Genomic DNA, 22,027 nt, shown 5'->3' on the forward strand with positions numbered 1-22,027 from the left:
CGTGTTGGCGTGTCGGATAAGCAGTATCTCACTGGCACCTGTATATAGCACCAGTAGTCTGAATGTTCTTTTTCACACGTAGGAAAGTACGTCGTGCATTTATTTTATCAATCGACCGAGAGCAGCCAATAGAGCTGCAAGCCTTGCCGGACGTGCCTCTCAGCCGTTATCCAGACCCAATTTTCAAGCTAAGCGGTTGAACAGGAACAGGTTTTTCCATAATTGGCGGTTGACACCCCTGCGATCCTCTGTAGAATGCCAACACACAGACGCGGGATGGAGCAGTCTGGTAGCTCGTCGGGCTCATAACCCGAAGGTCGTCGGTTCAAATCCGGCTCCCGCAACCAAACATCAAAAAAGGCTACTCGAAAGAGTGGCCTTTTTTGTGCGCGCTTGTTTTGTAGGTGCGAGCGAAGGAATGGAGTCTTTAGACAATTGGGGCCCGAAATGAGAAATCGTTCTGATTCCGAAACTTAGCTCTCCCCTACTACCGTTCGCCACTCATTTACCCTTATTTGGCCCATATCTGGATTAACGGTTGACACCAAGGCGATACTCTATAGAATGCCGCCACACAGACGCGGGATGGAGCAGTCTGGTAGCTCGTCGGGCTCATAACCCGAAGGTCGTCGGTTCAAATCCGGCTCCCGCAACCAAACATCAAAAAAGGCTACTCGAAAGAGTGGCCTTTTTTGTATCTGCAGAAAAAGTCCTTTCGCAACAATGATCTGTCACAGTGTTGTGAAGCGTCGGGGATCATCAAATTGCCGAGTTCAGACTATGCTGGAACTCAGGCAGCACCCTCTACGACTCAGGACCGGCCATCGCCGCAAACCGGTGAGAGGCGTTAATATTCGTGATTATTTTTTTCTACAGGGATTGGTAACTTGGCTCGATACCTCCATCCTGTCGCGCACAATCCAAGAGGTGATTGATGCGCGCCAACTCGTCTGATCCACAAGACACCGTCACAGCGACACAACCGATCAAGGCCGGGCGTTTGCACCTGCTCGATCTGGTCAGCAAATACCGTCAGCCCATTGGCCTGGCGGTCACGCTGTTGTTGTTCGCGATCGCGCTGATTGCCTGTCGTCACCTGCTGAGCGAACTCGATCTGTACGCTTTGCACGACTCGATCCTGGAAGTCCCGAAACCGGCCCTGCTCGGCGCATTGGGCGCGACTATCGTCGGCTTCATCATTCTGCTGGGCTACGAATGGTCGGCCAGCCGCTATGCGGGTGTAACGCTGGCGCCGCGAGTCCTCGCGCTCGGAGGCTTCACGGCCTTTGCCATCGGCAACGCCATCGGCCTTTCGATGCTTTCGGGCGGCTCGGTTCGCTACCGTTTATATGCACGGCATGGTCTGGGTGCTTCAGAAGTCGCCCACATGACGCTGTTTGCCAGCCTGTCGCTCGGTTGCGCCCTGCCACCGCTGGCCGCGCTGGCCACCCTCAGTAACCTGCCGGCCGCCTCCACCGCCCTGGGTCTGTCCGAGACATTGCTCGGCGCGATTGCCGCAGCGGTCCTGCTGCTGTTCAGCGTGCTGGCCATCGGCATCTACCGCCGGCGCCTGCCTGAACAACCATCACCGGACAACCTGCTGGTCAAAGTCGGCCGTCGAACCTTGCGCCTGCCCGGTCGTCGCCTGACCTTCCTGCAACTGATCATCACCGCGCTGGACGTGGCCGCCGCGGCGACCGTGCTCTATCTGTTGCTGCCAGAAGCTCCGCCTTTCGGCGCCTTCCTGCTGGTGTACTTGCTGGCATTGGCCGCGGGTGTGCTCAGCCACGTGCCGGGCGGGGTCGGCGTATTCGAAGCGATCCTGCTGGCTGCCTTTGCCGATTCCCTCGGCGCGGCGCCACTGGCTGCTGCCCTGCTGCTGTATCGACTGATTTATGTGGTGTTGCCCTTGTTGGTGGCCTGCATCTTCCTGCTGATCAACGAAGGCCAGCGACTGTTTCAGTCGCGTCAGTCCCTGCGCGCAGCGTCCGGCCTCGCCGCACCGATTCTCGCGGTTCTGGTGTTCCTGTCCGGCGTGGTGCTGCTGTTTTCCGGCGTGACTCCGGAAATCGATACCCGCCTGGAACACATCGGTTTCCTGATCCCGCATCGCCTGGTCGATGCCTCGCACTTCGGCGCCAGCCTGGTGGGCGTGCTGTGCCTGTTGCTCGCGCAAGGCTTGCGTCGGCGGCTGTCTGCGGCCTGGATGCTGACCACGATTTTGCTGTTGGTTGGCGCCCTGCTCTCCCTGCTCAAGGGGTTTGACTGGGAAGAAGCCTGCCTGATGACCTTCATCGCCAGCTTGCTGGGGGTGTTCCGTCGCTCGTTCTATCGCCCGAGCCGCCTCACCGAACTGCCGTTCTCGCCGCTGTATCTGGTGTCCAGCCTGTGCGTGCTGGGTGCCTCGATCTGGTTGCTGCTGTTTGCGTATCAGGACGTTCCCTACAGCCATCAACTCTGGTGGCAGTTCACCCTCGACGCCGATGCACCGCGTGGCTTGCGCTCGCTGCTGGGCGCCGCCGTGCTGCTGGTCGTGGTGTCCCTGACGTGGCTGCTGCGCACCGCCCGCCCGGTCATTCACTTGCCGACTCCGGATGAACTGGACCGCGCGGTAAAGATCCTCATGAGTTCCGCCCAACCGGATGGCGGCCTCGCCCTGACCGGTGACAAGGCGCTGCTGTTCCACCCTAACGACGAGGCGTTTCTGATGTACGCCCGCCGTGGGCGCAGCCTGGTGGCGCTGTACGACCCGATCGGCCCGACGCAGCAACGCGCCGAGATGATCTGGCAGTTTCGCGACCTCTGCGACGTCCACCACGCCCGCCCTGTGTTCTATCAGGTGCGCGCCGAGAACCTGCCGTACTACATGGACATCGGCCTGACCGCGATCAAACTCGGCGAAGAAGCCCGGGTCGATCTGCATCGCTTTGATCTCGAAGCCAAGGGCAAAGAGATGAAAGACCTGCGCTACACCTGGAACCGTGGCACCCGCGATGGCTTGTCGCTGGAGATCTTTGAGCCGGGCCACGCGCCGATGGACGAGCTCAAGGTGATTTCCGATGCGTGGCTGACCGGCAAAAACGTGCGCGAGAAAGGCTTCTCGCTGGGCCGTTTCAGCGATGATTACCTCAAACACTTCCGCATTGCGGTGATCCGTTTCGAAGGTCGCCCGGTAGCGTTCGCCAACTTGCTCGAGACTTATGGCCATGATCTGGCCAGCCTCGACCTGATGCGTGCGCACCCGGACGCGCCAAAACTGACCATGGAGTTCATGATGGTCGGCCTGATTCAACATTATAAAAATCATGGATACGCGCGCTTCAGCCTGGGCATGGTGCCGTTGTCGGGGTTGCAACCCCGTCGTGGCGCACCGCTGACCCAGCGTCTGGGCTCGATGGTTTTCCGCCGTGGTGAGCAGCTCTACAACTTCCAAGGCTTGCGCCGCTTCAAAGACAAGTTCCAGCCTGACTGGGAACCCCGTTATATGGCCGTGCCCGCCGGACTCGATCCGCTGGTTGCCCTGGCCGATACTGCTGCCCTGATTGCGGGTGGCTTGACTGGATTGGTGAAACGCTGATGATTCAACGCTCCTTGCGGTACGTACTGGCCACACTGGTAGTGCTGGCCCTGATTCTCGGTGGCGGTTACTGGTACCTGAAACGCCCGGCACCGGCTCCGACGCTCGAACTGTTGACGCCCGCCGATGGCGCCGCGATGACCCGCGTGATTCCCGGCACCACCCCGAAAGCGCAGGTGCTGGTGGCGGTCAATGAAGAACAGAAGCTCAGCGACCAGCAGCTGATGACCCTGAGCCGCTCCAGTTCGGCGCAGATTGTCCAGGTTATCCTGCCCAAAGACTGCCTCCTGCAAAGCCGCGCCCTGCAATCGGGCCTGAGAGAACTCAAAGGCCCGGCGACGCTGGTCAGCGGTATCGGCCCTGGCGCCGTGCTGGCGTGGCGCTGGCTGTCCGAACAGAAGAGTGACAAGGCTCAGGCCGTTTCCGTCGACCTGGCCCTGGAAAAACCGGGCTGCACCCATCTGCTGCCGAAGAGCGCCGCTCACGGCCACTGGCTGGTGGCGTGGAACGACAACCCGGACGACACCAGCGCCGGCTTCGTGCGCGATCAACCCAACGCCGAAACCAGCATCAGCGACTACGACATCAACCTGCCGCAAGTGCTGAACAACGAACTGCGCAAAATCCTCGTCGGTGGCGACAAAGCCGCCGGTGGCCTGCAGATCCCTGTTGTTGAAGTACCGGCCGGCCAGGCCAAGGACACCGTCACCCTGTTCCTCTCCGGCGACGGCGGCTGGCGTGACCTTGACCGCGACGTAGCGGGCGAGATGGCCAAGATCGGCTACCCGGTGGTCGGCATCGACACCCTGCGCTACTACTGGCAGCACAAGAGCCCGGAGCAAAGCGCCCTGGACCTCGCCGAACTGATGCAGCACTACCGGCAGAAATGGGGCACCAAGCGCTTCATCCTGACCGGTTACTCGTTCGGCGCTGACGTACTGCCGGCGATCTACAACCGCCTGGCCGAATCGGAACAGCAACGCGTCGACGCCATCATCCTGTTGGCCTTCGCCCGCACCGGCAGCTTCGAAATCGAAGTCGAAGGCTGGCTCGGCAACGCTGGCAAAGAAGCCGCCACCGGCCCGGAAATGGCCAAGTTGCCAGCGGAAAAAGTGGTGTGCATCTACGGTGAAGAAGAAGTCGACGAAAGCGGCTGCACCGACAAGACCGCCGTGGGCGAAGCGGTCAAACTGCCTGGCGGCCACCACTTCGACGAAAACTACCCGGCACTGGCCCAGCGTTTGGTGGACATCATCGTCAAGCGACAGGCCAAGGAAGAGGCGGCGGCGCAGGAGTGATCTGAGCGTCGCGCACAAAAAAGCCCCCGCAGCTGTTTGGTTGCGGGGGCTTTTTTACATGTGCAGATGTGAAGCGCTTTCAGCTAGTAGACGGTATGTCGAATTCGACCCCGACTCCATTTTCCTCAATGTCTTGACTCTTCATCAAGCTAGAAAGTCCAAGTGTTATTGGAAAAATCGAGCAGTCAATACCGTTCGATAGATCCTGACCTCTAGACCGGCCCGAACAAAGACCGAATCCGAAAAAGAACTGCCCCAGAGCAAATAACACCGCAAATCCCCTGTGGGAGCGGGCTTGCTCGCGAAGGCGGTATATCAGTCAATACATACAGAGACTGACACACCGCCTTCGCGAGCAAGCCCGCTCCCACATTGAGTCTCCGTCGGCTTCAAATTATGTGTTCGGACACAAAAAAGCCCCCGCTACCTTCACGGCAACGGGGGCTTTTTGAGGGCGCTTACATCTCGACCTGAGTACCCAGCTCAATCACCCGGTTCAACGGCAGATTGAAGAACCGCAAGTTGCCATTGGCATTCTTCAACATGAACGCAAACAACCCCTCTCGCCAACGGGCCATGCCTTCGAGCTTGGAGGCGATGACCGTCTCACGGCTGAGGAAGTAGGTGGTGCGCATCGGGCTGAAGTCCAGGTCACCGAGGTGACACAGTTTCAGCGCTTGTGGCACGTCCGGTTCGTCGACGAAGCCAAAGTGCAGGATCACCCGGAAGAACCCTTCGCCGTAGGAATCGACTTCGAAGCGTCGGGTCGGCGGTACGCGCGGGATGTCTTCGTACACCACGGTCAGCAGCACCACTTGCTCGTGCAGCACCTGGTTATGCAGCAGGTTGTGCAACAGCGCGTGAGGTACGGCGTCCGGGCGCGCGGTCAGGAACACGGCGGTGCCCTGCACGCGATGCGGCGGTTGCACGGCGATACTGCTGATGAAAATCGGCAGGGGCAAGCCACCCTCGTCCATACGCTCGACCAGCAGTTGCTTGCCGCGTTTCCAGGTGGTCATCAGCACGAACAGCGCAATACCGGCGATCACCGGGAAGGCCCCGCCCTGGACGATTTTCGGTACGTTGGCGGCGAAGTACAGGCCGTCCACCAGCAGGAAGCCGATCAATACCGGCACCGCGAGAAGCGGTGGCCATTTCCACAGCAGCAACATCACCGCCGACACCAGGATGGTGGTCATCAGCATCGTGCCGGTTACCGCCACGCCGTAGGCCGAAGCTAAGGCACCCGAGGATTCGAAGCCCAGCACCAGCAGGATCACGCCGACCATCAGCGCCCAGTTCACTGCACCGATATAAATCTGACCTTGTTCGGCGCTGGAGGTGTGGCGGATGTGCATGCGCGGAATGTAGCCGAGCTGGATCGCCTGACGGGTCAGGGAGAACGCACCGGAAATCACCGCTTGCGAGGCGATCACCGTGGCCAGGGTCGACAAGCCCACCAACGGGATCAACGCCCAGCTTGGCGCCAACAGGTAGAACGGGTTACGCGCGGCTTCCGGGTCGCCCAGCAGCAGCGCGCCTTGGCCGAAATAGTTCAACACCAGCGCCGGCAACACGAGGATGAACCAGGCGCGGGCAATCGGCTTGCGACCGAAGTGGCCCATGTCGGCGTACAGCGCTTCCGCGCCGGTCAATGCCAGCACCACCGCGCCAAGAATGGTCACACCCATTCCAGGGTGCGCGACAAAGAAGCGCACGCCCCACACCGGGTTCATCGCCTGCAACACTTCCGGGTGCTGCAGGATGCCGTAGACGCCCAGCGCGCCCAGCACCACAAACCAGGTGACCATGATTGGCCCGAACAGAATGCCGATCCGCGCCGTGCCGTGGCTCTGGATCAGGAACAGCGCCACCAGCACGACCAACGACAGCGGCACGACCCAATGGTCGATGCCATCGAACGCCAAGCCAAGACCTTCAATGGCCGACAGGACGGAAATCGCCGGGGTGATCATGCTGTCGCCGTAGAACAGCGCCGCACCGATCAGCCCGCAGACCACCAGCAACCCTCGCAATTTGGGATACCCCGACGCTGCGCGACGAGCCAGTGCCGTCAGGGCCATGATCCCGCCTTCGCCCTGGTTGTCGGCGCGCAGCACGAACATCATGTACTTGATCGAAACGACCCAGATCAGCGACCAGAAGATCAGCGCCAGTATTCCCAGCACGCCGTCATGGTTGACCGGCACGCCGTAGCCACCGGAAAACACTTCTTTGAGGGTGTACAGCGGGCTTGTGCCGATATCGCCGTAAACCACCCCGACCGCCGCCACCAGCATGCCGATCGGCTTCGCCGCCGAATGCCCGGCGCTCGCTGCCTGACTACTTGCCTGACCCATCCACCACTCCTACTACCCAGAACGGACTTCTTTGGAAGAAGCACTATGCTTTGCCACGCAGCATGCGCTGTTTTACTTCAGGTTACAGACGATATGTTGACTGTAAATATTCGGTAAAGCCTAACGGCGCGAAGCATAGCGCAGCACTCGTCGTATTTCCCTGCATAAAGCTGGTCAAGTGAACAACTGATCGCTAGAATTGCGCACTTTTTGATCAGAGGCGCAACAAAGCGCCCGTTTGTCGCCTTGCCGACTCGGCTGGAGGCGTCACAAATACCGAGGTTAGACATGTCCACCACTCCTGCGCCGGCCAATCCAAAGGTTGGCTTCGTATCCCTAGGTTGCCCCAAAGCACTGGTCGACTCTGAGCGCATCCTTACCCAGCTGCGCATGGAAGGCTATGACGTTGTGTCCACTTACGAGGACGCCGATGTCGTGGTGGTCAACACCTGCGGTTTCATCGACTCGGCCAAGGCTGAATCGCTGGAAGTGATCGGCGAAGCCATCAAGGAAAACGGCAAGGTCATCGTGACCGGCTGCATGGGCGTCGAAGAAGGTGCCATTCGCAAGGTTCACCCGAGCGTGCTGGCTGTAACCGGTCCGCAGCAATATGAGCAGGTGGTCAACGCCGTGCACGACGCCGTGCCGCCACGTCAGGATCACAACCCGCTGATCGACCTGGTGCCACCGCAAGGCATCAAGCTGACCCCGCGCCACTACGCCTACCTGAAGATTTCCGAAGGCTGCAACCACAGCTGCAGCTTCTGCATCATCCCGTCGATGCGCGGCAAACTGGTCAGCCGTCCGGTCGGTGATGTGCTCGACGAGGCCCAGCGCCTGGTCAAGGCCGGCGTCAAAGAGCTGCTGGTGATCTCGCAAGACACCAGCGCCTACGGCGTCGACGTGAAATACCGCACCGGTTTCTGGAACGGCGCGCCGGTGAAAACCCGCATGACCGAACTCTGCGAAGCCCTGAGCACCCTCGGTGTCTGGGTTCGTCTGCACTATGTTTACCCGTACCCGCACGTCGACGAGCTGATCCCCCTGATGGCCGCCGGGAAAATCCTGCCGTACCTGGACATCCCGTTCCAGCACGCCAGCCCGAAAATCCTGAAAGCCATGAAACGCCCGGCCTTCGAAGACAAGACCCTGGCCCGCATCAAGAACTGGCGCGAAATCTGCCCGGACCTGATCATCCGCTCGACCTTCATCGTGGGCTTCCCCGGCGAAACCGAAGAAGACTTCCAGTACCTGCTGAACTGGCTGACCGAAGCCCAACTGGACCGTGTCGGCTGCTTCCAGTACTCGCCAGTCGAAGGCGCACCGGCCAACCTGCTGGACGCGGCCATCGTGCCGGACGACGTCAAGCAAGACCGTTGGGACCGCTTCATGGCGCACCAGCAGGCAATCAGCTCGGCTCGTCTGCAAATGCGCGTTGGCCGTGAAATCGAAGTGCTGGTCGATGAAGTCGACGAGCAAGGCGCGGTTGGCCGTTGCTTCTTCGATGCCCCGGAAATCGACGGTAACGTATTCATCGACAACGGCAGCAACTTGAAGCCAGGCGACAAAGTCTGGTGCAAAGTGACCGACGCCGACGAATACGACCTGTGGGCTGAACAGATCTAAACGCAAAAAATACGAAAAGCCCTGCTCTCTTGACGAGATGCGGGGCTTTTTTACGTCTATCGTTTTGTGGAAGAAAGGACTCGCACACTCCACTGCACATAGGGCATCCGGCCATGCGCCATCATTCGGTCATCCACACCCCGAAACACAGTGACTACGAAGAACTCACCCGAGTCTGGGAAGCCTCGGTGCGCGCCACCCATGACTTTCTGCCGAACAGTTACATCCTGTTGCTCAAGGATCTGGTACTGACGCGCTACCTCGATGCGGTGATGCTGATTTGCACCAAGGACGCGCGCCAGCGCATCACCGGATTCGCCGGCGTCGCCGCCGGCAAGATCGAAATGCTCTTCATCGATCCGGCTCATCGCGGCCAAGGCCTGGGCAAACAGTTGCTACGCTATGCCATGGAACACCTGAATGCCGATGAACTGGACGTCAACGAACAGAATCCACAAGCGCTGGGGTTCTACTTCAAACAAGGCTTCGAAGTGGTTGGCCGCTCCGAGTTTGACGGCATGGGCCAGCCTTATCCGCTGTTGCACATGCGTTTTCGCCAAAATCAGCAGGTCTCACAACACGGCTGACACAACACAGAACAAAATGTGGGAGCGGGCTTGCTCGCGAAAGGGCCATCACTTTCAACATCAATGTCGACTGATAAACCGCTTTCGCGAGCAAGCCCGCTCCCACAAAAAGCCACACGGCGCAAATGGAGCCGGGATTAACCGGCGCCAGGCAGGTACAATGCCCACCCCTTTTTTGTTACGGCCCTGTCATGACTGACCCGATTCGTCTCTCCAAACGCCTCATCGAACTCGTCGGCTGTTCCCGTCGGGAGGCTGAGCTGTTCATCGAGGGCGGCTGGGTGACCGTGGACGGTCAAGTCATCGACGAGCCGCAGTTCAAGGTCGACACGCAAAAAGTCGAGCTCGATCCAGAGGCCAAGGCCACCGCGCCAGAACCGGTGACTATCTTGTTGAACGTGCCGGTGGGCATGGACGCGGACACCGCGATGGCCACCCTGAGCGCCGAGACCCTGAGCGAAGAACACCGCTTCAGCAAACGTCCGCTCAAGGGCCATTTCCTGCGCCTGACCGCCAGCACCGACCTGCAGGCCAACGCCAGCGGTTTGCTGGTGTTCACCCAGGACTGGAAGATCTTGCGCAAACTCACTGCCGATGCCAGCAAGATCGAGCAGGAGTATGTGGTCGAGGTTGAAGGCGACATGGTGGCTCACGGCCTCAACCGCCTGAACCACGGCCTGACGTACAAGGGCAAGGAACTGCCGCCGGTCAAGGCCAGTTGGCAGAACGAAAACCGCCTGCGCTTTGCGATGAAGAACCCGCAACCGGGCGTGATCGCCCTGTTTTGCCAGGCCGTCGGCCTGAAGGTCGTCGCCATCCGCCGTATCCGCATCGGCGGCGTGTCCATCGGCAAAGTGCCGCTGGGACAATGGCGCTACCTGTCCGGCAAAGAGAAGTTTTAAGGCTTCTCCCGCCGCCACACATTCCGGCGCCGCTGTTTGCTGCGGCGCCCACTGCTGAATATCAGGATTGCACACCATGATTCATAACGACGTATTGCGCAGCGTTCGCTACATGCTGGATATCAGCGACAAGAAAGTCATCGAGATCATCAAGCTCGGCGGCATGGACGTGTCCATGGAAGACCTGCTGACGTACCTCGACAAGAAAGAAGAAGACGAAGAAGGTTTCGTCCGCTGCCCGGATGAAGTCATGGCGCACTTCCTTGATGGCCTGGTGATCTTCAAGCGCGGCAAGGACGAAAGCCGTCCGCCGCAGCCGATCGAAATCCCGGTGACCAACAACATCATCCTGAAGAAGCTGCGCGTGGCCTTCGAACTGAAAGAAGACGACATGCACGCGATCCTCAAGGCTGCCGAGTTCCCGGTGTCCAAGCCTGAGCTGAGCGCGCTGTTCCGCAAGTTCGGCCACACCAACTACCGCACGTGTGGCGACCAGTTGCTGCGCAACTTCCTCAAAGGCCTGACCCTGCGCGTTCGCCCGCAGTAAGCGCCTATCCCCTGTAGGAGCACAGCTTGCTGGCGATGGCGTTTTGAAGATCGCCATCGCCAGCAAGCTGTGCTCCTACAGTGGCGGACGCAGCCTGGGCCGAATGGACCCTCATTCCTAGCAAAAATAGTGGCTCCGCTGACGGCGGCTGACGACTAGGGTGTATTGACCCTCAGTTCTCAGGATTCGCCATGCACCCGTACTTTTCCCTGCAAGGCCGCACCGCACTGGTGACCGGCGGCACCCGTGGTATCGGCAAAATGATCGCCAAGGCTTATGTCGAAGCTGGCGCTACCGTGTACGTCTGCGCTCGGGATGCTGAAGCCTGCCAGCAAACCGCTGACGAATTGAGCGCATTCGGGCGCTGCCATGGGGTGGCGGCCAATCTGGCCACCGAAGAAGGTGTGCTGCAATTGGCCACGCGATTGGGCGAGCAGATCACTCACCTAGATATTCTGGTGAACAACGCTGGCACCACCTGGGGGGCTCCGCTGGAAAGCTACCCGGTCAAGGGCTGGGAAAAGGTCATGCAGCTCAACGTGACGTCGGTGTTCAACTGCATTCAGCAGTTTTTGCCGCTGTTGCGCAAAGCCGGCTCCGAAGCCAATCCGGCGCGGATCATTAACATCGGCTCTGTGGCCGGGATTTCGTCCTTTGGTGAGCAAGCGTATGCCTACGGGCCGAGTAAAGCAGCCTTACACCAATTGTCGCGAATTCTGGCGCGGGAGTTGGTGAGCCAGCACATCAACGTCAATGTGATTGCCCCGGGGCGTTTCCCGAGCAAAATGACCCAGCACATCGGCAATGATGAACAGGCGTTGGCGCAGGATACGGCGCTGATTCCGATGAAGCGCTGGGGTCGGGAGGAAGAGATGGCGGCGCTGGCGATCAGCCTGGCGAGTACGGCGGGGGCGTATATGACCGGGAATATTATTCCTTTGGATGGTGGGTTCAGTCTCTGAGATTCGCGGCGCGGCCTTCGCGAGCAAGCCCGCTCCCACATTTGACCGAATTGCCCGGACGAACTCGGTCAAATGTGGGAGCGGGCTTGCTCGCGAAGGGTCCCTTGTAGGCACCACAGATCCAGGGACGATCAGGTTATGATGCCCACCCTCTCCCCGCTCCGACCCAGACCATGACCTACAGCGTTTCCCCCATCGGCTTCGTGCGCTCCTGCTTCAAGGAGAAGTTTGCCATTCCGCGCCAACCGCAACTGGCCCCGGCCGCTCGCGGTGTTCTGGAGTTGGTCGCACCGTTTGATCAGGGTGACGCAGTGCAAGGCCTGGAGCAGGTCAGCCACGTCTGGTTGCTGTTCCTGTTTCATCAGGCACTGGAAAAAAAGCCGCGTTTGAAGGTTCGCCCGCCTCGCCTGGGCGGCAACAAATCCATGGGGGTGTTTGCCACCCGCGCCACACATCGGCCCAATGGCATCGGTCAATCGGTAGTCAAGCTGGACAAGGTAGAAGCCAATCGCCTGTGGATATCCGGCATCGACTTGCTGGACGGCACACCGATTCTCGACATCAAACCCTACGTGCCTTACGCCGATATCATCGACAACGCCTCCAACAGCATCGCCAGCGCCGCGCCGCAGCTGATTCCCGTGCAGTGGACGGATGCCGCGCTGCAACAGGCTCATGGCCATGCTCAGCGCCTTGAAGAGCCCTTGGTGGCGTTGATCGAGCAATGTCTGGCACAAGACCCACGCCCGGCTTACCAGATTCCTACACCCGAGCGGGAATATGGCGCGCAGTTCTGGGACCTGGATGTGCGTTGGCATTATCCCGAGGCCGGGGTTATCCGCGTCCTGGAAGTCATTCCCGTACCTGATTTGTAGGAGCAAAGCTTGCTCGCGATGGCGAACTCAAGGACGCCATCGCCGGCAAGCCGTGCTCCTACAGGGATTGCGTCGGGCATAAAAAAGCCCCATTGCCTGCTAGGGCAATGGGGCTTTTCAGTGATGCATTTGCTTACTTCTCGACGAACGCTCGCTCGATCAAGTAATCACCCGGCTCGCGCATCCGCGGCGACACTTTCAGGCCGAAGCTGTTCAACACTTCGCTGGTCTCGTCGAGCATGCTCGGGCTGCCGCACAGCATGGCGCGGTCGTCCTGCGGGTTGATTGGTGGCAGGCCGATATCGCTGAACAGCTTGCCGCTGCGCATCAGGTCGGTCAGGCGACCTTCGTTCTCGAACGGCTCGCGGGTCACGGTCGGGTAGTAGATCAACTTGTCACGCAGGGCATCGCCGAAGAACTCGTTCTGCGGCAGGTGCTCGGTGATGAACTCGCGGTAAGCGACTTCGTTGACGTAACGTACGCCGTGGCACAGGATCACTTTTTCGAAACGCTCGTAGGTTTCCGGGTCCTGGATGACGCTCATGAACGGCGCCAGACCGGTACCGGTGCTGAGCAGGTACAAATGTTTGCCAGGCTTCAAGTCATCCAGCACCAGGGTGCCGGTAGGCTTCTTGCTGATGATGATCTCGTCGCCTTCCTTCAGGTGCTGCAACTGGGAAGTCAGCGGGCCATCAGGCACTTTGATGCTGAAGAACTCGAGATGCTCTTCCCAATTCGGGCTGGCAATCGAGTAAGCGCGCATAAGCGGGCGGCCGTTGGGCTGTTGCAGGCCGATCATCACGAACTGACCGTTCTCGAAGCGCAGGCCCGGATCACGGGTGCACTTGAAGCTGAACAGAGTGTCGTTCCAGTGATGAACACTGAGGACACGCTCGTGGTTCATGTTGCTCATGTACGTGGGACTCCTGGAGATTTTGCCTGCGCCGCTGATGTGCGCAATTGCATCGCATTCTAAAGGCAGAGACAATATCTGTTAAATGGATTATTAAGATAAGGGTTATCGGTTATATAGATATGCGATTTACTCTCCGTCAACTTCAAGTATTCGTCGCCGTCGCCCAGCAGGAAAGCGTATCCCGTGCTGCGGGCCTGCTCAACCTGTCGCAATCGGCGGCGAGCACCTCAATCACCGAACTGGAGCGCCAGTCCAGCTGCCAGCTGTTCGACCGCGCCGGCAAACGGCTGAGCCTTAATGCCCTCGGCAAACAGCTGCTGCCTCAAGCCGTGGCCCTGCTCGATCAGTCCAAGGAAATCGAAGACCTGCTCAACGGCAAGTCCGGATTCGGTTCACTGGCGGTCGGCGCGACCCTGACCATCGGCAATTACCTGGCCACCCTGCTGATCGGCAGCTTCATGCAGCGCCACCCGGAAAGCCAGGTGAAGCTGCACGTGCAGAACACTGCCAATATCGTGCAACAAGTCGCCCACTACGAAATTGATCTGGGTCTAATCGAAGGCGACTGCAGTCATCCGGACATCGAAGTGCAGAGTTGGGTCGAGGATGAGTTGGTGGTGTTCTGCGCACCGCAGCATCCATTGGCCAAACGCGGCATCGCGACCATGGAAGAGCTTAGTCAGGAGGCGTGGATATTGCGCGAGCAAGGCTCTGGCACACGGCTGACCTTCGACCAGGCCATGCGTCACCATCGCAGCTCGCTGAATATCCGGCTCGAACTGGAGCACACCGAAGCGATCAAGCGCGCGGTGGAATCAGGATTGGGGATTGGTTGTATTTCACGGCTGGCACTGCGCGATGCGTTCCGCCGTGGCAGCCTGGTGCCAGTGGAAACACCGGACCTGGACCTGGCGCGGCAGTTCTATTTCATCTGGCACAAACAGAAGTATCAAACGTCGGCGATGCGCGAGTTCCTCGACCTGTGCCGCGCTTTCACCGCAGGGGTTCAGCGCAGCGACGAGATCGTTCTGCCGAACATCGCTTAAAGCAGAATGACGGCCCAGACCAGCGCGATCATGCTCAACGCCACGAATTGAGCCGCGCTGCCCATGTCTTTGGCGTTCTTGGACAGCGGGTGCAATTCCAGGGAAATACGATCGATAGCCGCTTCCACCGCCGAGTTCAGCAATTCGACGATTAACGCCAACAGGCAGACGGCGATCAGCAGCGCTTGCTCGACGCGGCTGACGTTCAGGAAGAACGAAAGCGGAATCAGGATGACGTTGAGCAACACCAGTTGGCGAAAAGCCGCTTCCCCGGTGAAGGCTGCGCGTAGACCGTCCAGGGAATAACCGGAGGCATTGAGGATGCGTTTGAGGCCGGTTTGGCCTTTGAAAGGTGACATAGAGTGGGCAACTGACCAGATAGGAATGGGAACGCTAGATTAAGCAAAGTCAAAAAAGCGTGAACATGTAGCCGTTTAGTGGCTCGCAATTGACTCAAGTTGTTGCAAGAGCAGCGCAGCCTGGGTCCGCGTCCGCACATTCAGCTTGCGGAAAATCGCCGTGACATGGGCTTTAATCGTTGCTTCAGAAACACTCAGCTCATAAGCAATCTGTTTGTTCAGCAAGCCTTCACAGACCATGGTCAACACCCGGAATTGCTGGGGTGTCAGGCTCGCAAGGCCTTCGCTGGCGGCCTTGGCTTCGGCGGAAACGCTGACCGCTTCAAATGCTTGCGGTGGCCAGAATACGTCACCGTTCAGAACGGCACGGACCGCTTTCTGGATCACGCTCAGGTCGCTGGATTTAGGAATGAACCCACTGGCGCCGAACTCACGGGACTTGACCATGATCGACGCTTCTTCCTGTGCGGACACCATCACCACCGGAATTTGCGGGTACTGACCGCGCAACAGCACGAGCCCGGAAAAACCGTAGGCCCCGGGCATGTTCAGGTCCAGCAGCACCAGATCCCAATCGGACTTTTCATCCAGGCGGGCTTCCAGTTCGGCAATGCTCGCCACTTCCACCAGACGTACATCCGGGCCCAGGCCCAAGGTCACGGCCTGATGCAGCGCGCTACGAAACAGCGGGTGATCATCGGCAATCAGGATTTCGTATGTGGCCATTTTTCAAATGATCCTGTTTTTCAAACGACTCAGGCACAGCCACGGAGCTGCACCAATGGGGCACGTTCAACGCCAATAACAGCTAAAAACGGCGTATCAAACCTGGCCGCGCCCCAATCGGCGCCAAGCATGCCCAGCGAAGACTGGGTGGTCAAGCTGCGCGGCCTCATACCCAAGGCCCACAGTTTCTACAGTATGGGTGACTCCGGGCCGATGGTCGGCGCGGTGTTTTGCACGAAGGGCATCAGTTCGGCATGAGCGGGCGTTGCAATGTTCATGTCCAGCTGACGTTTCGCGTCCAGGTAATGCTGGCTGAATACGTCGAAATAAGCGTCCAGCGCCGATGCCGCTGCGGTATCCCCTGCCAGATCGAGGCACAGTGCGGCCACTTCGGCGGTGCACAAATGCTCGCTGCGGGTCGACCTGCGCAAGCGATATCGAGACAGTTTCTCGGGCAGCAAGCTCAGGATTGGCAAGCGATCAAAGTAAGGGCTTTTGCGGAAAATCTTTCGGGCTTCTGTCCACGTGGCGTCCAGCAGAATAAACAGGGGACGCTTCGAACTCTCCGTGTCGACGCAATTGGTAACACGCTCGGGTTCGACGTATTCCCCCGGAAACACCAAGTATGGCTGCCACTGCGGGTCGGCAAGCAGCGCCAGCAGTTGCTCATCAACCTCGGTGCGCGACCAGATAAACGCATGGTTGTCGCGTACCACATCGGCAATCAGCCAACCGGTGTTGCTCGGTTTGAACACTTCCTTGTTGGTCATGATCAGGCACACACCGGAGCGCGCCTCGACTTGCGGGCGCCAGGCGCACAGACAATGACTCTCGATGACGCGGCAGGCACGGCAACGCGGCGCCCTCCAGCCTCGGGCCTGAATCGGCTTGATCCCCTCTTCTTCTCGCGAATCGCGCAAGCGGGCCACGGCGTTGGCGGCAAAGGGCGGAATGGCAGGGTTCATCGCAGGCAGCGCCGGCAGGAGGAGAAAATCGACACGAAAAGCACTCGGCAGGGCAAAAAGTGCCGCCAGTTTATCAGAGCATCCGGCGCAAGCCTGTACCGTCCGGAGCGCGTCCCCTATAATTCGCCGCCACTGAACGCACAGTCATGTGACGGGTCGAAGCACCAGTCACTGAACCAGGAGAGTTTCATGCTGCGCCTTATCGTCCCCACCGCTGCCATTCTGCTGGCGTCGTCCTTCAGCGCTCAGGCTGCGTCCCTGAAAGACACGGAACTGAACAAAATGCTGCAAAACGTAGCCGCCCAGAGCAGTGTCGGCACGCCACGGGCGATCAACGAAGATATTCTCGATCAGGGTTACACCGTTGAAGGCACCGAACTGATCAACCACCTCAGCGTCCAGAGCAGCCACGCTGACAAGATGCGTGCCGACCCCAAAGCGGTTTACTTCCAACTGGGTTCGACCGTGTGCAACAACCCGGGCTTTCGCAAGCTGATGGCCAAGGGCGCGACCATGCGCTACGAGTTCACCGAGGTTAAAACCAACCGTCCGGTGGCCAGCGAACGCTTCAAGGAATCGGATTGCCTGCAACCGGCGGCCAAGAAGAAAAAGTAATCACCCGGATTTGGCGCGCCGCTGTTCATCCTCGGCGCGCAGTTCTGCCAGCAACGCCTGCAAGTAATGTGACCGTCGCTCTGTTCCCTCCAGGCGTCGGCAGCACTCCTCTTCGAGACTCAAATGATGAGTCTCGGCTGATGACTTGAGCAATCGATACAGTTGCGTATCGATCTCCAGAATCACTCTGGCCATAACATCCCGCCTCCCTGCTCCTCGCCCTGCGTGAGCGAAAAATCCTTCAACTCTTTGAACCGCGCGTCCTGCCGTTGACGCAAAGTAGTCGTGTCGCATCTGTAGCTTAGTAAATCAGAGCACCAGACACTCGGCGCACGTTCGGACGAACGGTGAAATCACCTTGCAAATCGTCAATAAGCGGTTGCCAGGAAAGACTTTGCGGCGCAATGATCAAGCCAGCGTAAACCTCTGCGAGGGTCTAGATTCATAGTGTTCCCATTCACTTTTCCGGGTCGGGAAGGGGCCGCCCGCGACGCGTCTTGTTGTGCCAATTGTGCGAATGTTTCCTGCAATCAAGGGAAAACACAGCCTGTATGGAAGGAGAACTTGATGCCTTACCAACCGAATGACCTGCTAAGCCGTCATTTTGAAGAAAGCGGACACGACCTCACCAGCAAGGTCGAAGAACAACTCAATCTGGTGTCACCCAACAGCCCCAACATCCCCATTTACCGTGACATGATCCTGACCGTGCTGCGCATGGCCCAGGAAGACCACAACCGCTGGAATGCCAAGATCACCCTTCAAGCCCTGCGCGAACTGGAGCACGCCTTCCGTGTACTCGAGCAGTTTCGCGGTCGGCGCAAAGTCACCGTGTTTGGCTCTGCCCGAACACCCATTGAACACCCGTTGTATGGTCTGGCCCGAGAACTGGGCGCCGCGCTGGCGCGCTCGGACCTGATGGTCATCACCGGCGCTGGCGGCGGCATCATGGCGGCAGCACACGAAGGTGCCGGCCGGGAACACAGCCTGGGCTTCAACATCACCCTGCCCTTCGAGCAGCACGCCAACCCCACCATGCAGGGCAGTGCCAACCTGCTGCCCTTCCACTTCTTCTTTACCCGCAAGCTGTTCTTCGTCAAAGAAGCCGATGCGCTGGTCCTGTGCCCAGGCGGTTTCGGCACATTGGATGAGGCGCTGGAAGTACTGACACTGATTCAGACCGGCAAAAGCCCATTGGTGCCGGTGGTATTACTGGATGCGCCGGGCGGCAAATTCTGGCAAGGCGCGCTGGACTTCATTCACCATCAGCTGGAGGAAAACCGCTACATCCTGCCTACCGACATGAAGCTCGTGAGCCTGGTCTACAGCGCCGAGGAGGCGGTGGAACAGATCAATCAGTTCTACAGCAACTTCCACTCCACCCGCTGGCTCAAACATCAGTTTGTGATTCGCATGAACCACCCTCTCAGTGAGCAAGCGCTCGACCACATGCAGGAAGCATTTGCCGACCTGTGCCTGAGCGATCGCTTCCATCAGCACGCCTACAGCGGCGAAGAGCACGATGAAGCGCAGTTCAGCCACCTGGCGCGACTGGCCTTTAACTTCAACGCGCGTGATCATGGTCGCCTGCGTGAACTGGTGGACTACATCAACCTGCCGGAAAATTGGGCGCAGTCCCCCCCCCAAACGCAGCAGCGCATGCGCAAACCCTCCAAGGTAACGTGAGGCAAAAAAAATGGCCCGCTATCGAAATAGCGGGCCATTTTTTTATTAATCATCCATTCCCCGGCCACTGAACAAGCGGCTGATCATCTCCATGGAGTATCCGCGATAACTCAGGAAGCGCCCTTGCTTGGCGCGCTCCCGAGCATCTATCGGCAGATGCCCGGAAAATTTACGCCGCCAGGTATCCTCCAGTTGCTCCTGCCAGTTGATACCGCTCTCGCGTAACGCCAGTTCGATATCGGTACGTTGCAGGCCACGTTGGCCAAGCTCCTCGCGAATACGCAAAGGGCCATAACCGGAGCGGGCGCGGTAGGAAACAAAGCTTTCGAGGTAACGGGATTCGGACAGTAGGCCCTCTTCCGTCAAGCGGTCGAGTGCTGTGTCGATCATCTCAGGGAGGGCGCCGCGCTGACGCAGTTTACGCGTCAGCTCGACTCGACCGTGCTCGCGTCGTGCGAGCAGGTCCATGGCGGTTCGCCGCACCGCGACGAGTGTATCGAGTACGGCGGTCATCGGATCAATCAGATATCAGCATCAGCCAGGTCATCAGCAGTCTCTTTGACTGGCGATGCTTTGACGTCCGGCGCTGGAGTCAGCAGCTTGTCGCGCAGTTGCTTCTCGAGCTTGGCGGCGATTTCCGGATTGTCTGCCAGGAACTTGGCCGAGTTGGCCTTGCCCTGACCGATCTTGGTGCCTTCATAGGCATACCAGGCACCGGACTTCTCGACGAAACCGTGAAGCACGCCCAGGTCGATCATCTCGCCGTTGAGGTAGATGCCCTTGCCGTAAAGAATCTGGAACTCGGCCTGACGGAACGGCGAAGCCACCTTGTTCTTCACGACTTTGACGCGGGTTTCACTGCCGACGACTTCATCACCTTCTTTCACCGCGCCAGTACGACGAATGTCCAGACGAACCGAAGCGTAGAACTTCAGCGCGTTACCACCGGTGGTGGTTTCCGGGCTGCCGAACATCACGCCGATTTTCATACGGATCTGGTTGATGAAGATCACCAGGCAGTTGGCGTTCTTGATGTTACCGGTGATTTTACGCAGTGCCTGGGACATCAGACGGGCTTGCAGGCCGACGTGCATGTCGCCCATTTCGCCTTCGATTTCTGCTTTTGGCACCAGAGCGGCCACGGAGTCGACGATGATCACGTCAACGGCGTTGGAACGCACCAGCATGTCGGTGATTTCCAGGGCCTGCTCGCCGGTGTCCGGCTGCGAAACCAGCAGGTCGTCAACGTTGACGCCCAGTTTGCCAGCGTACTCAGGGTCAAGGGCGTGTTCAGCATCGACGAATGCACAGGTCGCGCCGGCTTTTTGAGCCTGGGCGATCACGGACAGTGTCAGTGTGGTTTTACCGGAGGATTCAGGACCGTAGATTTCAACGATACGGCCTTTTGGCAGACCGCCAATGCCGAGCGCGATGTCCAGACCCAGAGAGCCAGTGGAAATAGCCGGGATCGCCTGACGGTCCTGATCGCCCATACGCATTACGGCACCCTTGCCGAATTGACGTTCGATCTGACCCAGGGCCGCAGCCAAGGCTTTCTTCTTGTTGTCGTCCATTAAAGTCCTCACGTAATCAATAAGGCCTGACGGCCAACACCTGTATAAGTAGCCAGTATTATTCCACAGCGATTCAGGATCGCCTACCCCTGATTTGAGATTTCTGTGGCGGCATGGCGCAGCAGCCCCTCTAGCGCGGCCTTCACCGTTTGTCGGCGGACTTCATCGCGGTTGCCAGGGAAGTGCTGCACCTCGCTGAACACCTGCTCACCGACGCCCCAAGCCAGCCAGACCGTGCCCACCGGCTTGCTCGCAGAGCCGCCATCCGGCCCCGCCACACCGCTGACCGCCACGGCAAAATGTGCCCGGCTCAGTTCCTGGGCGCCGCGGACCATTGCCTCGACCACCTCGCGACTGACCGCCCCCACCGTCGAAAACAACTCGACGGGCACGTTCAATTGCTGGGTTTTCTGTCGATTGGAGTAAGTGACATAGCCAGCCTCGAACCACGCCGAACTCCCCGGAATACGGGTGATCGCCTCGCTGATCCCCCCGCCCGTGCAAGACTCGGCGGCCGTGACATGGGCGTTGAGCACCTGCAAACGTCGGCCCAGTTCAGCGGCCAGTTGGGTAATTTCTTTCACGGTCATCTCCTGAGCGAGCGGAAGCGAATGAGAACTACCGTACACGAGCAGATCGCGCTTGCAAGGCGCAAGATCAATCAAAATGTGAGGGCGCAAGAGCTCTGATACAGGCCTGACAAGCCTGCAAGGCAATCAGTCCACGGTCCCCGGTGTCGGGCATAACACCGCCCTCGCCCGCAGCCACAGTTGCAGACGATCCTGCAAACCGTTCAGCCCGCCATTGATGCGCCGGGTGATGCTGTTGAACTGGTCGTGATCGGCGAGTTCGTTAAGGCCGTTCTGCGCCCAGTACCAGGCCGCGGATTCGGCGGCCCACTGGGGTTTTTCCAACAGCTGCGGAATAAACAGCAAGCGATCATCGCCGAACAGTCCAAGACTGCATTGGCGGTAGTTATCGCGGCCAGTGATCTGGATCAAGCCTCGGCCGCGGTACTTTTGACCATCACCCTCCTGCGCAGGAGTGTTACCCAAGCGAGCAGCCAAGGCACCGGTGTCGTATTTGCTCAAATATTGCTCACTGCCAAGTTCACGTACGTATTGCAACTGCCCGGACTCATGGCCGACTTGAGCGAGAAAGACGGCAATACGCTTCGGGGTATTGATGTTGAAACGAGCCATAGCGGTATTGAGAGCAGAAATGAAAACGCCCGCTTGGACGCGGGCGTTGGGCATGATTGTTAGCAGTTGCCCATCGGTTAGCGGCATAAAAGGTCCTCGGTCAATAAACCGTTTATGGTGGGTTTGAATGAACGGCACTGGCCGTGGGAGACCTGCGTCCTTGCAGGTCGGATGCCGGTCGGCACCACTGTTCGCCAATCCATT

Annotated in this window: 21 protein-coding genes and 2 tRNA genes; 13 read left to right on the plus strand and 10 right to left on the minus strand. The window is 59.0% G+C overall.

Annotation, left to right across the window (positions count from 1 at the left end; translation table 11 throughout):
• The first annotated feature begins 270 nt into the window (after positions 1 to 270).
• The 4 genes from EAH78_RS04895 to EAH78_RS04910 all read left to right on the plus strand — a co-directional run bounded on the left by EAH78_RS04895 (position 271) and on the right by EAH78_RS04910 (position 4,875).
• Positions 271 to 347, plus strand: a tRNA-Met gene (locus EAH78_RS04895).
• 232 nt (positions 348 to 579) lie between these two features.
• Positions 580 to 656, plus strand: a tRNA-Met gene (locus EAH78_RS04900).
• 278 nt (positions 657 to 934) lie between these two features.
• On the plus strand, positions 935 to 3,577 hold the full coding sequence (gene mprF / locus EAH78_RS04905) for a bifunctional lysylphosphatidylglycerol flippase/synthetase MprF (protein ID WP_140666275.1): 2,643 nt from the start codon (positions 935 to 937) through the stop codon (positions 3,575 to 3,577).
• Positions 3,577 to 4,875, plus strand: a complete 1,299-nt coding sequence (locus tag EAH78_RS04910) for a virulence factor family protein (protein ID WP_140666277.1) — start codon at positions 3,577 to 3,579, stop codon at positions 4,873 to 4,875. Before mprF ends, EAH78_RS04910 begins: the two co-directional genes overlap by 1 nt.
• A 458-nt stretch (positions 4,876 to 5,333) precedes the next feature.
• Here EAH78_RS04910 and EAH78_RS04920 read toward each other — a convergent pair whose 3' ends face one another.
• Positions 5,334 to 7,235, minus strand: coding sequence for a potassium transporter Kup (locus tag EAH78_RS04920; protein WP_140666279.1), 1,902 nt, complete (start codon positions 7,233 to 7,235; stop codon positions 5,334 to 5,336).
• Positions 7,236 to 7,523: 288 nt separating this feature from the next.
• Between EAH78_RS04920 and rimO the strand changes: the two genes are divergently transcribed.
• The 6 genes from rimO to tsaA all read left to right on the plus strand — a co-directional run bounded on the left by rimO (position 7,524) and on the right by tsaA (position 12,734).
• A complete protein-coding gene (gene rimO / locus EAH78_RS04930; protein WP_140666283.1) occupies positions 7,524 to 8,861 on the plus strand; it encodes a 30S ribosomal protein S12 methylthiotransferase RimO in 1,338 nt (445 codons plus the stop codon).
• A gap of 113 nt (positions 8,862 to 8,974) precedes the next feature.
• Positions 8,975 to 9,448: a GNAT family N-acetyltransferase gene (locus tag EAH78_RS04935; protein ID WP_140666285.1), complete on the plus strand. Its 474-nt coding sequence runs from the start codon at positions 8,975 to 8,977 to the stop codon at positions 9,446 to 9,448.
• A gap of 191 nt (positions 9,449 to 9,639) precedes the next feature.
• On the plus strand, positions 9,640 to 10,350 hold the full coding sequence (locus EAH78_RS04945; RefSeq protein WP_140666289.1) for an rRNA pseudouridine synthase: 711 nt from the start codon (positions 9,640 to 9,642) through the stop codon (positions 10,348 to 10,350).
• 76 nt (positions 10,351 to 10,426) lie between these two features.
• Complete coding sequence (locus EAH78_RS04950; protein ID WP_140666291.1) at positions 10,427 to 10,897, plus strand: DUF1456 family protein; 471 nt, start codon at positions 10,427 to 10,429, stop codon at positions 10,895 to 10,897.
• A gap of 191 nt (positions 10,898 to 11,088) precedes the next feature.
• The gene (locus tag EAH78_RS04955) at positions 11,089 to 11,859 is read left to right on the plus strand and encodes an SDR family oxidoreductase (protein ID WP_140666293.1); all 771 of its coding nucleotides are present in this window, start codon (positions 11,089 to 11,091) and stop codon (positions 11,857 to 11,859) included.
• Positions 11,860 to 12,032: 173 nt separating this feature from the next.
• A complete protein-coding gene (tsaA, locus tag EAH78_RS04960; protein WP_140666295.1) occupies positions 12,033 to 12,734 on the plus strand; it encodes a tRNA (N6-threonylcarbamoyladenosine(37)-N6)-methyltransferase TrmO in 702 nt (233 codons plus the stop codon).
• A 133-nt stretch (positions 12,735 to 12,867) separates the two neighbouring features.
• Here tsaA and fpr read toward each other — a convergent pair whose 3' ends face one another.
• Positions 12,868 to 13,647 carry a ferredoxin-NADP reductase gene (gene fpr / locus EAH78_RS04965; RefSeq protein WP_008054100.1) on the minus strand — a complete coding sequence of 260 codons (780 nt, stop codon included), beginning with the start codon at positions 13,645 to 13,647 and terminating at the stop codon, positions 12,868 to 12,870.
• 122 nt (positions 13,648 to 13,769) lie between these two features.
• Here fpr and EAH78_RS04970 point away from each other — a divergent pair, with 122 nt between their 5' ends.
• Positions 13,770 to 14,696, plus strand: coding sequence for a LysR family transcriptional regulator (locus tag EAH78_RS04970; protein WP_140666297.1), 927 nt, complete (start codon positions 13,770 to 13,772; stop codon positions 14,694 to 14,696).
• Here EAH78_RS04970 and EAH78_RS04975 read toward each other — a convergent pair.
• From EAH78_RS04975 to EAH78_RS04985, 3 genes are all read right to left on the minus strand, one after another.
• Positions 14,693 to 15,055, minus strand: coding sequence for a diacylglycerol kinase (locus tag EAH78_RS04975; protein ID WP_008010143.1), 363 nt, complete (start codon positions 15,053 to 15,055; stop codon positions 14,693 to 14,695). The genes EAH78_RS04970 and EAH78_RS04975 overlap by 4 nt on opposite strands.
• Positions 15,056 to 15,130: 75 nt before the next feature.
• Entirely contained in the window at positions 15,131 to 15,781 is a 651-nt protein-coding gene (gene erdR / locus EAH78_RS04980) for a response regulator transcription factor ErdR (RefSeq protein ID WP_140666299.1), read from the minus strand.
• A 188-nt stretch (positions 15,782 to 15,969) separates the two neighbouring features.
• Positions 15,970 to 16,746 carry a tRNA-uridine aminocarboxypropyltransferase gene (locus tag EAH78_RS04985; protein ID WP_140666301.1) on the minus strand — a complete coding sequence of 259 codons (777 nt, stop codon included), beginning with the start codon at positions 16,744 to 16,746 and terminating at the stop codon, positions 15,970 to 15,972.
• A 189-nt stretch (positions 16,747 to 16,935) separates the two neighbouring features.
• On the opposite strand from EAH78_RS04985, the gene EAH78_RS04990 reads away from it, so the two are divergent.
• Positions 16,936 to 17,361, plus strand: a complete 426-nt coding sequence (locus EAH78_RS04990; RefSeq protein WP_027925008.1) for a PA3611 family quorum-sensing-regulated virulence factor — start codon at positions 16,936 to 16,938, stop codon at positions 17,359 to 17,361.
• On the opposite strand, the gene EAH78_RS04995 is transcribed toward EAH78_RS04990, so the two are convergent.
• Positions 17,362 to 17,556: a hypothetical protein gene (locus tag EAH78_RS04995; RefSeq protein WP_123433723.1), complete on the minus strand. Its 195-nt coding sequence runs from the start codon at positions 17,554 to 17,556 to the stop codon at positions 17,362 to 17,364. It abuts the gene before it with no gap.
• A gap of 372 nt (positions 17,557 to 17,928) precedes the next feature.
• Here EAH78_RS04995 and EAH78_RS05000 point away from each other — a divergent pair, with 372 nt between their 5' ends.
• On the plus strand, positions 17,929 to 19,047 hold the full coding sequence (locus tag EAH78_RS05000; RefSeq protein ID WP_140666303.1) for a TIGR00730 family Rossman fold protein: 1,119 nt from the start codon (positions 17,929 to 17,931) through the stop codon (positions 19,045 to 19,047).
• Between the two features lie 45 nt (positions 19,048 to 19,092).
• On the opposite strand, the gene recX is transcribed toward EAH78_RS05000, so the two are convergent.
• The 4 genes from recX to EAH78_RS05025 form a co-directional block, all read right to left on the minus strand.
• Positions 19,093 to 19,560, minus strand: a complete 468-nt coding sequence (recX, locus tag EAH78_RS05005; RefSeq protein ID WP_140666305.1) for a recombination regulator RecX — start codon at positions 19,558 to 19,560, stop codon at positions 19,093 to 19,095.
• 8 nt (positions 19,561 to 19,568) lie between these two features.
• Positions 19,569 to 20,621: a recombinase RecA gene (gene recA, locus EAH78_RS05010; RefSeq protein ID WP_007907270.1), complete on the minus strand. Its 1,053-nt coding sequence runs from the start codon at positions 20,619 to 20,621 to the stop codon at positions 19,569 to 19,571.
• An 83-nt stretch (positions 20,622 to 20,704) separates the two neighbouring features.
• Positions 20,705 to 21,205: a CinA family protein gene (locus EAH78_RS05015; protein WP_140666307.1), complete on the minus strand. Its 501-nt coding sequence runs from the start codon at positions 21,203 to 21,205 to the stop codon at positions 20,705 to 20,707.
• Between the two features lie 132 nt (positions 21,206 to 21,337).
• Complete coding sequence (locus EAH78_RS05025) at positions 21,338 to 21,910, minus strand: glycoside hydrolase family 19 protein (RefSeq protein ID WP_140666309.1); 573 nt, start codon at positions 21,908 to 21,910, stop codon at positions 21,338 to 21,340.
• Positions 21,911 to 22,027 lie beyond the last annotated feature (117 nt).

Source organism: Pseudomonas arsenicoxydans, assembly GCF_006438915.1.
Lineage (GTDB): Bacteria > Pseudomonadota > Gammaproteobacteria > Pseudomonadales > Pseudomonadaceae > Aquipseudomonas > Aquipseudomonas arsenicoxydans_A.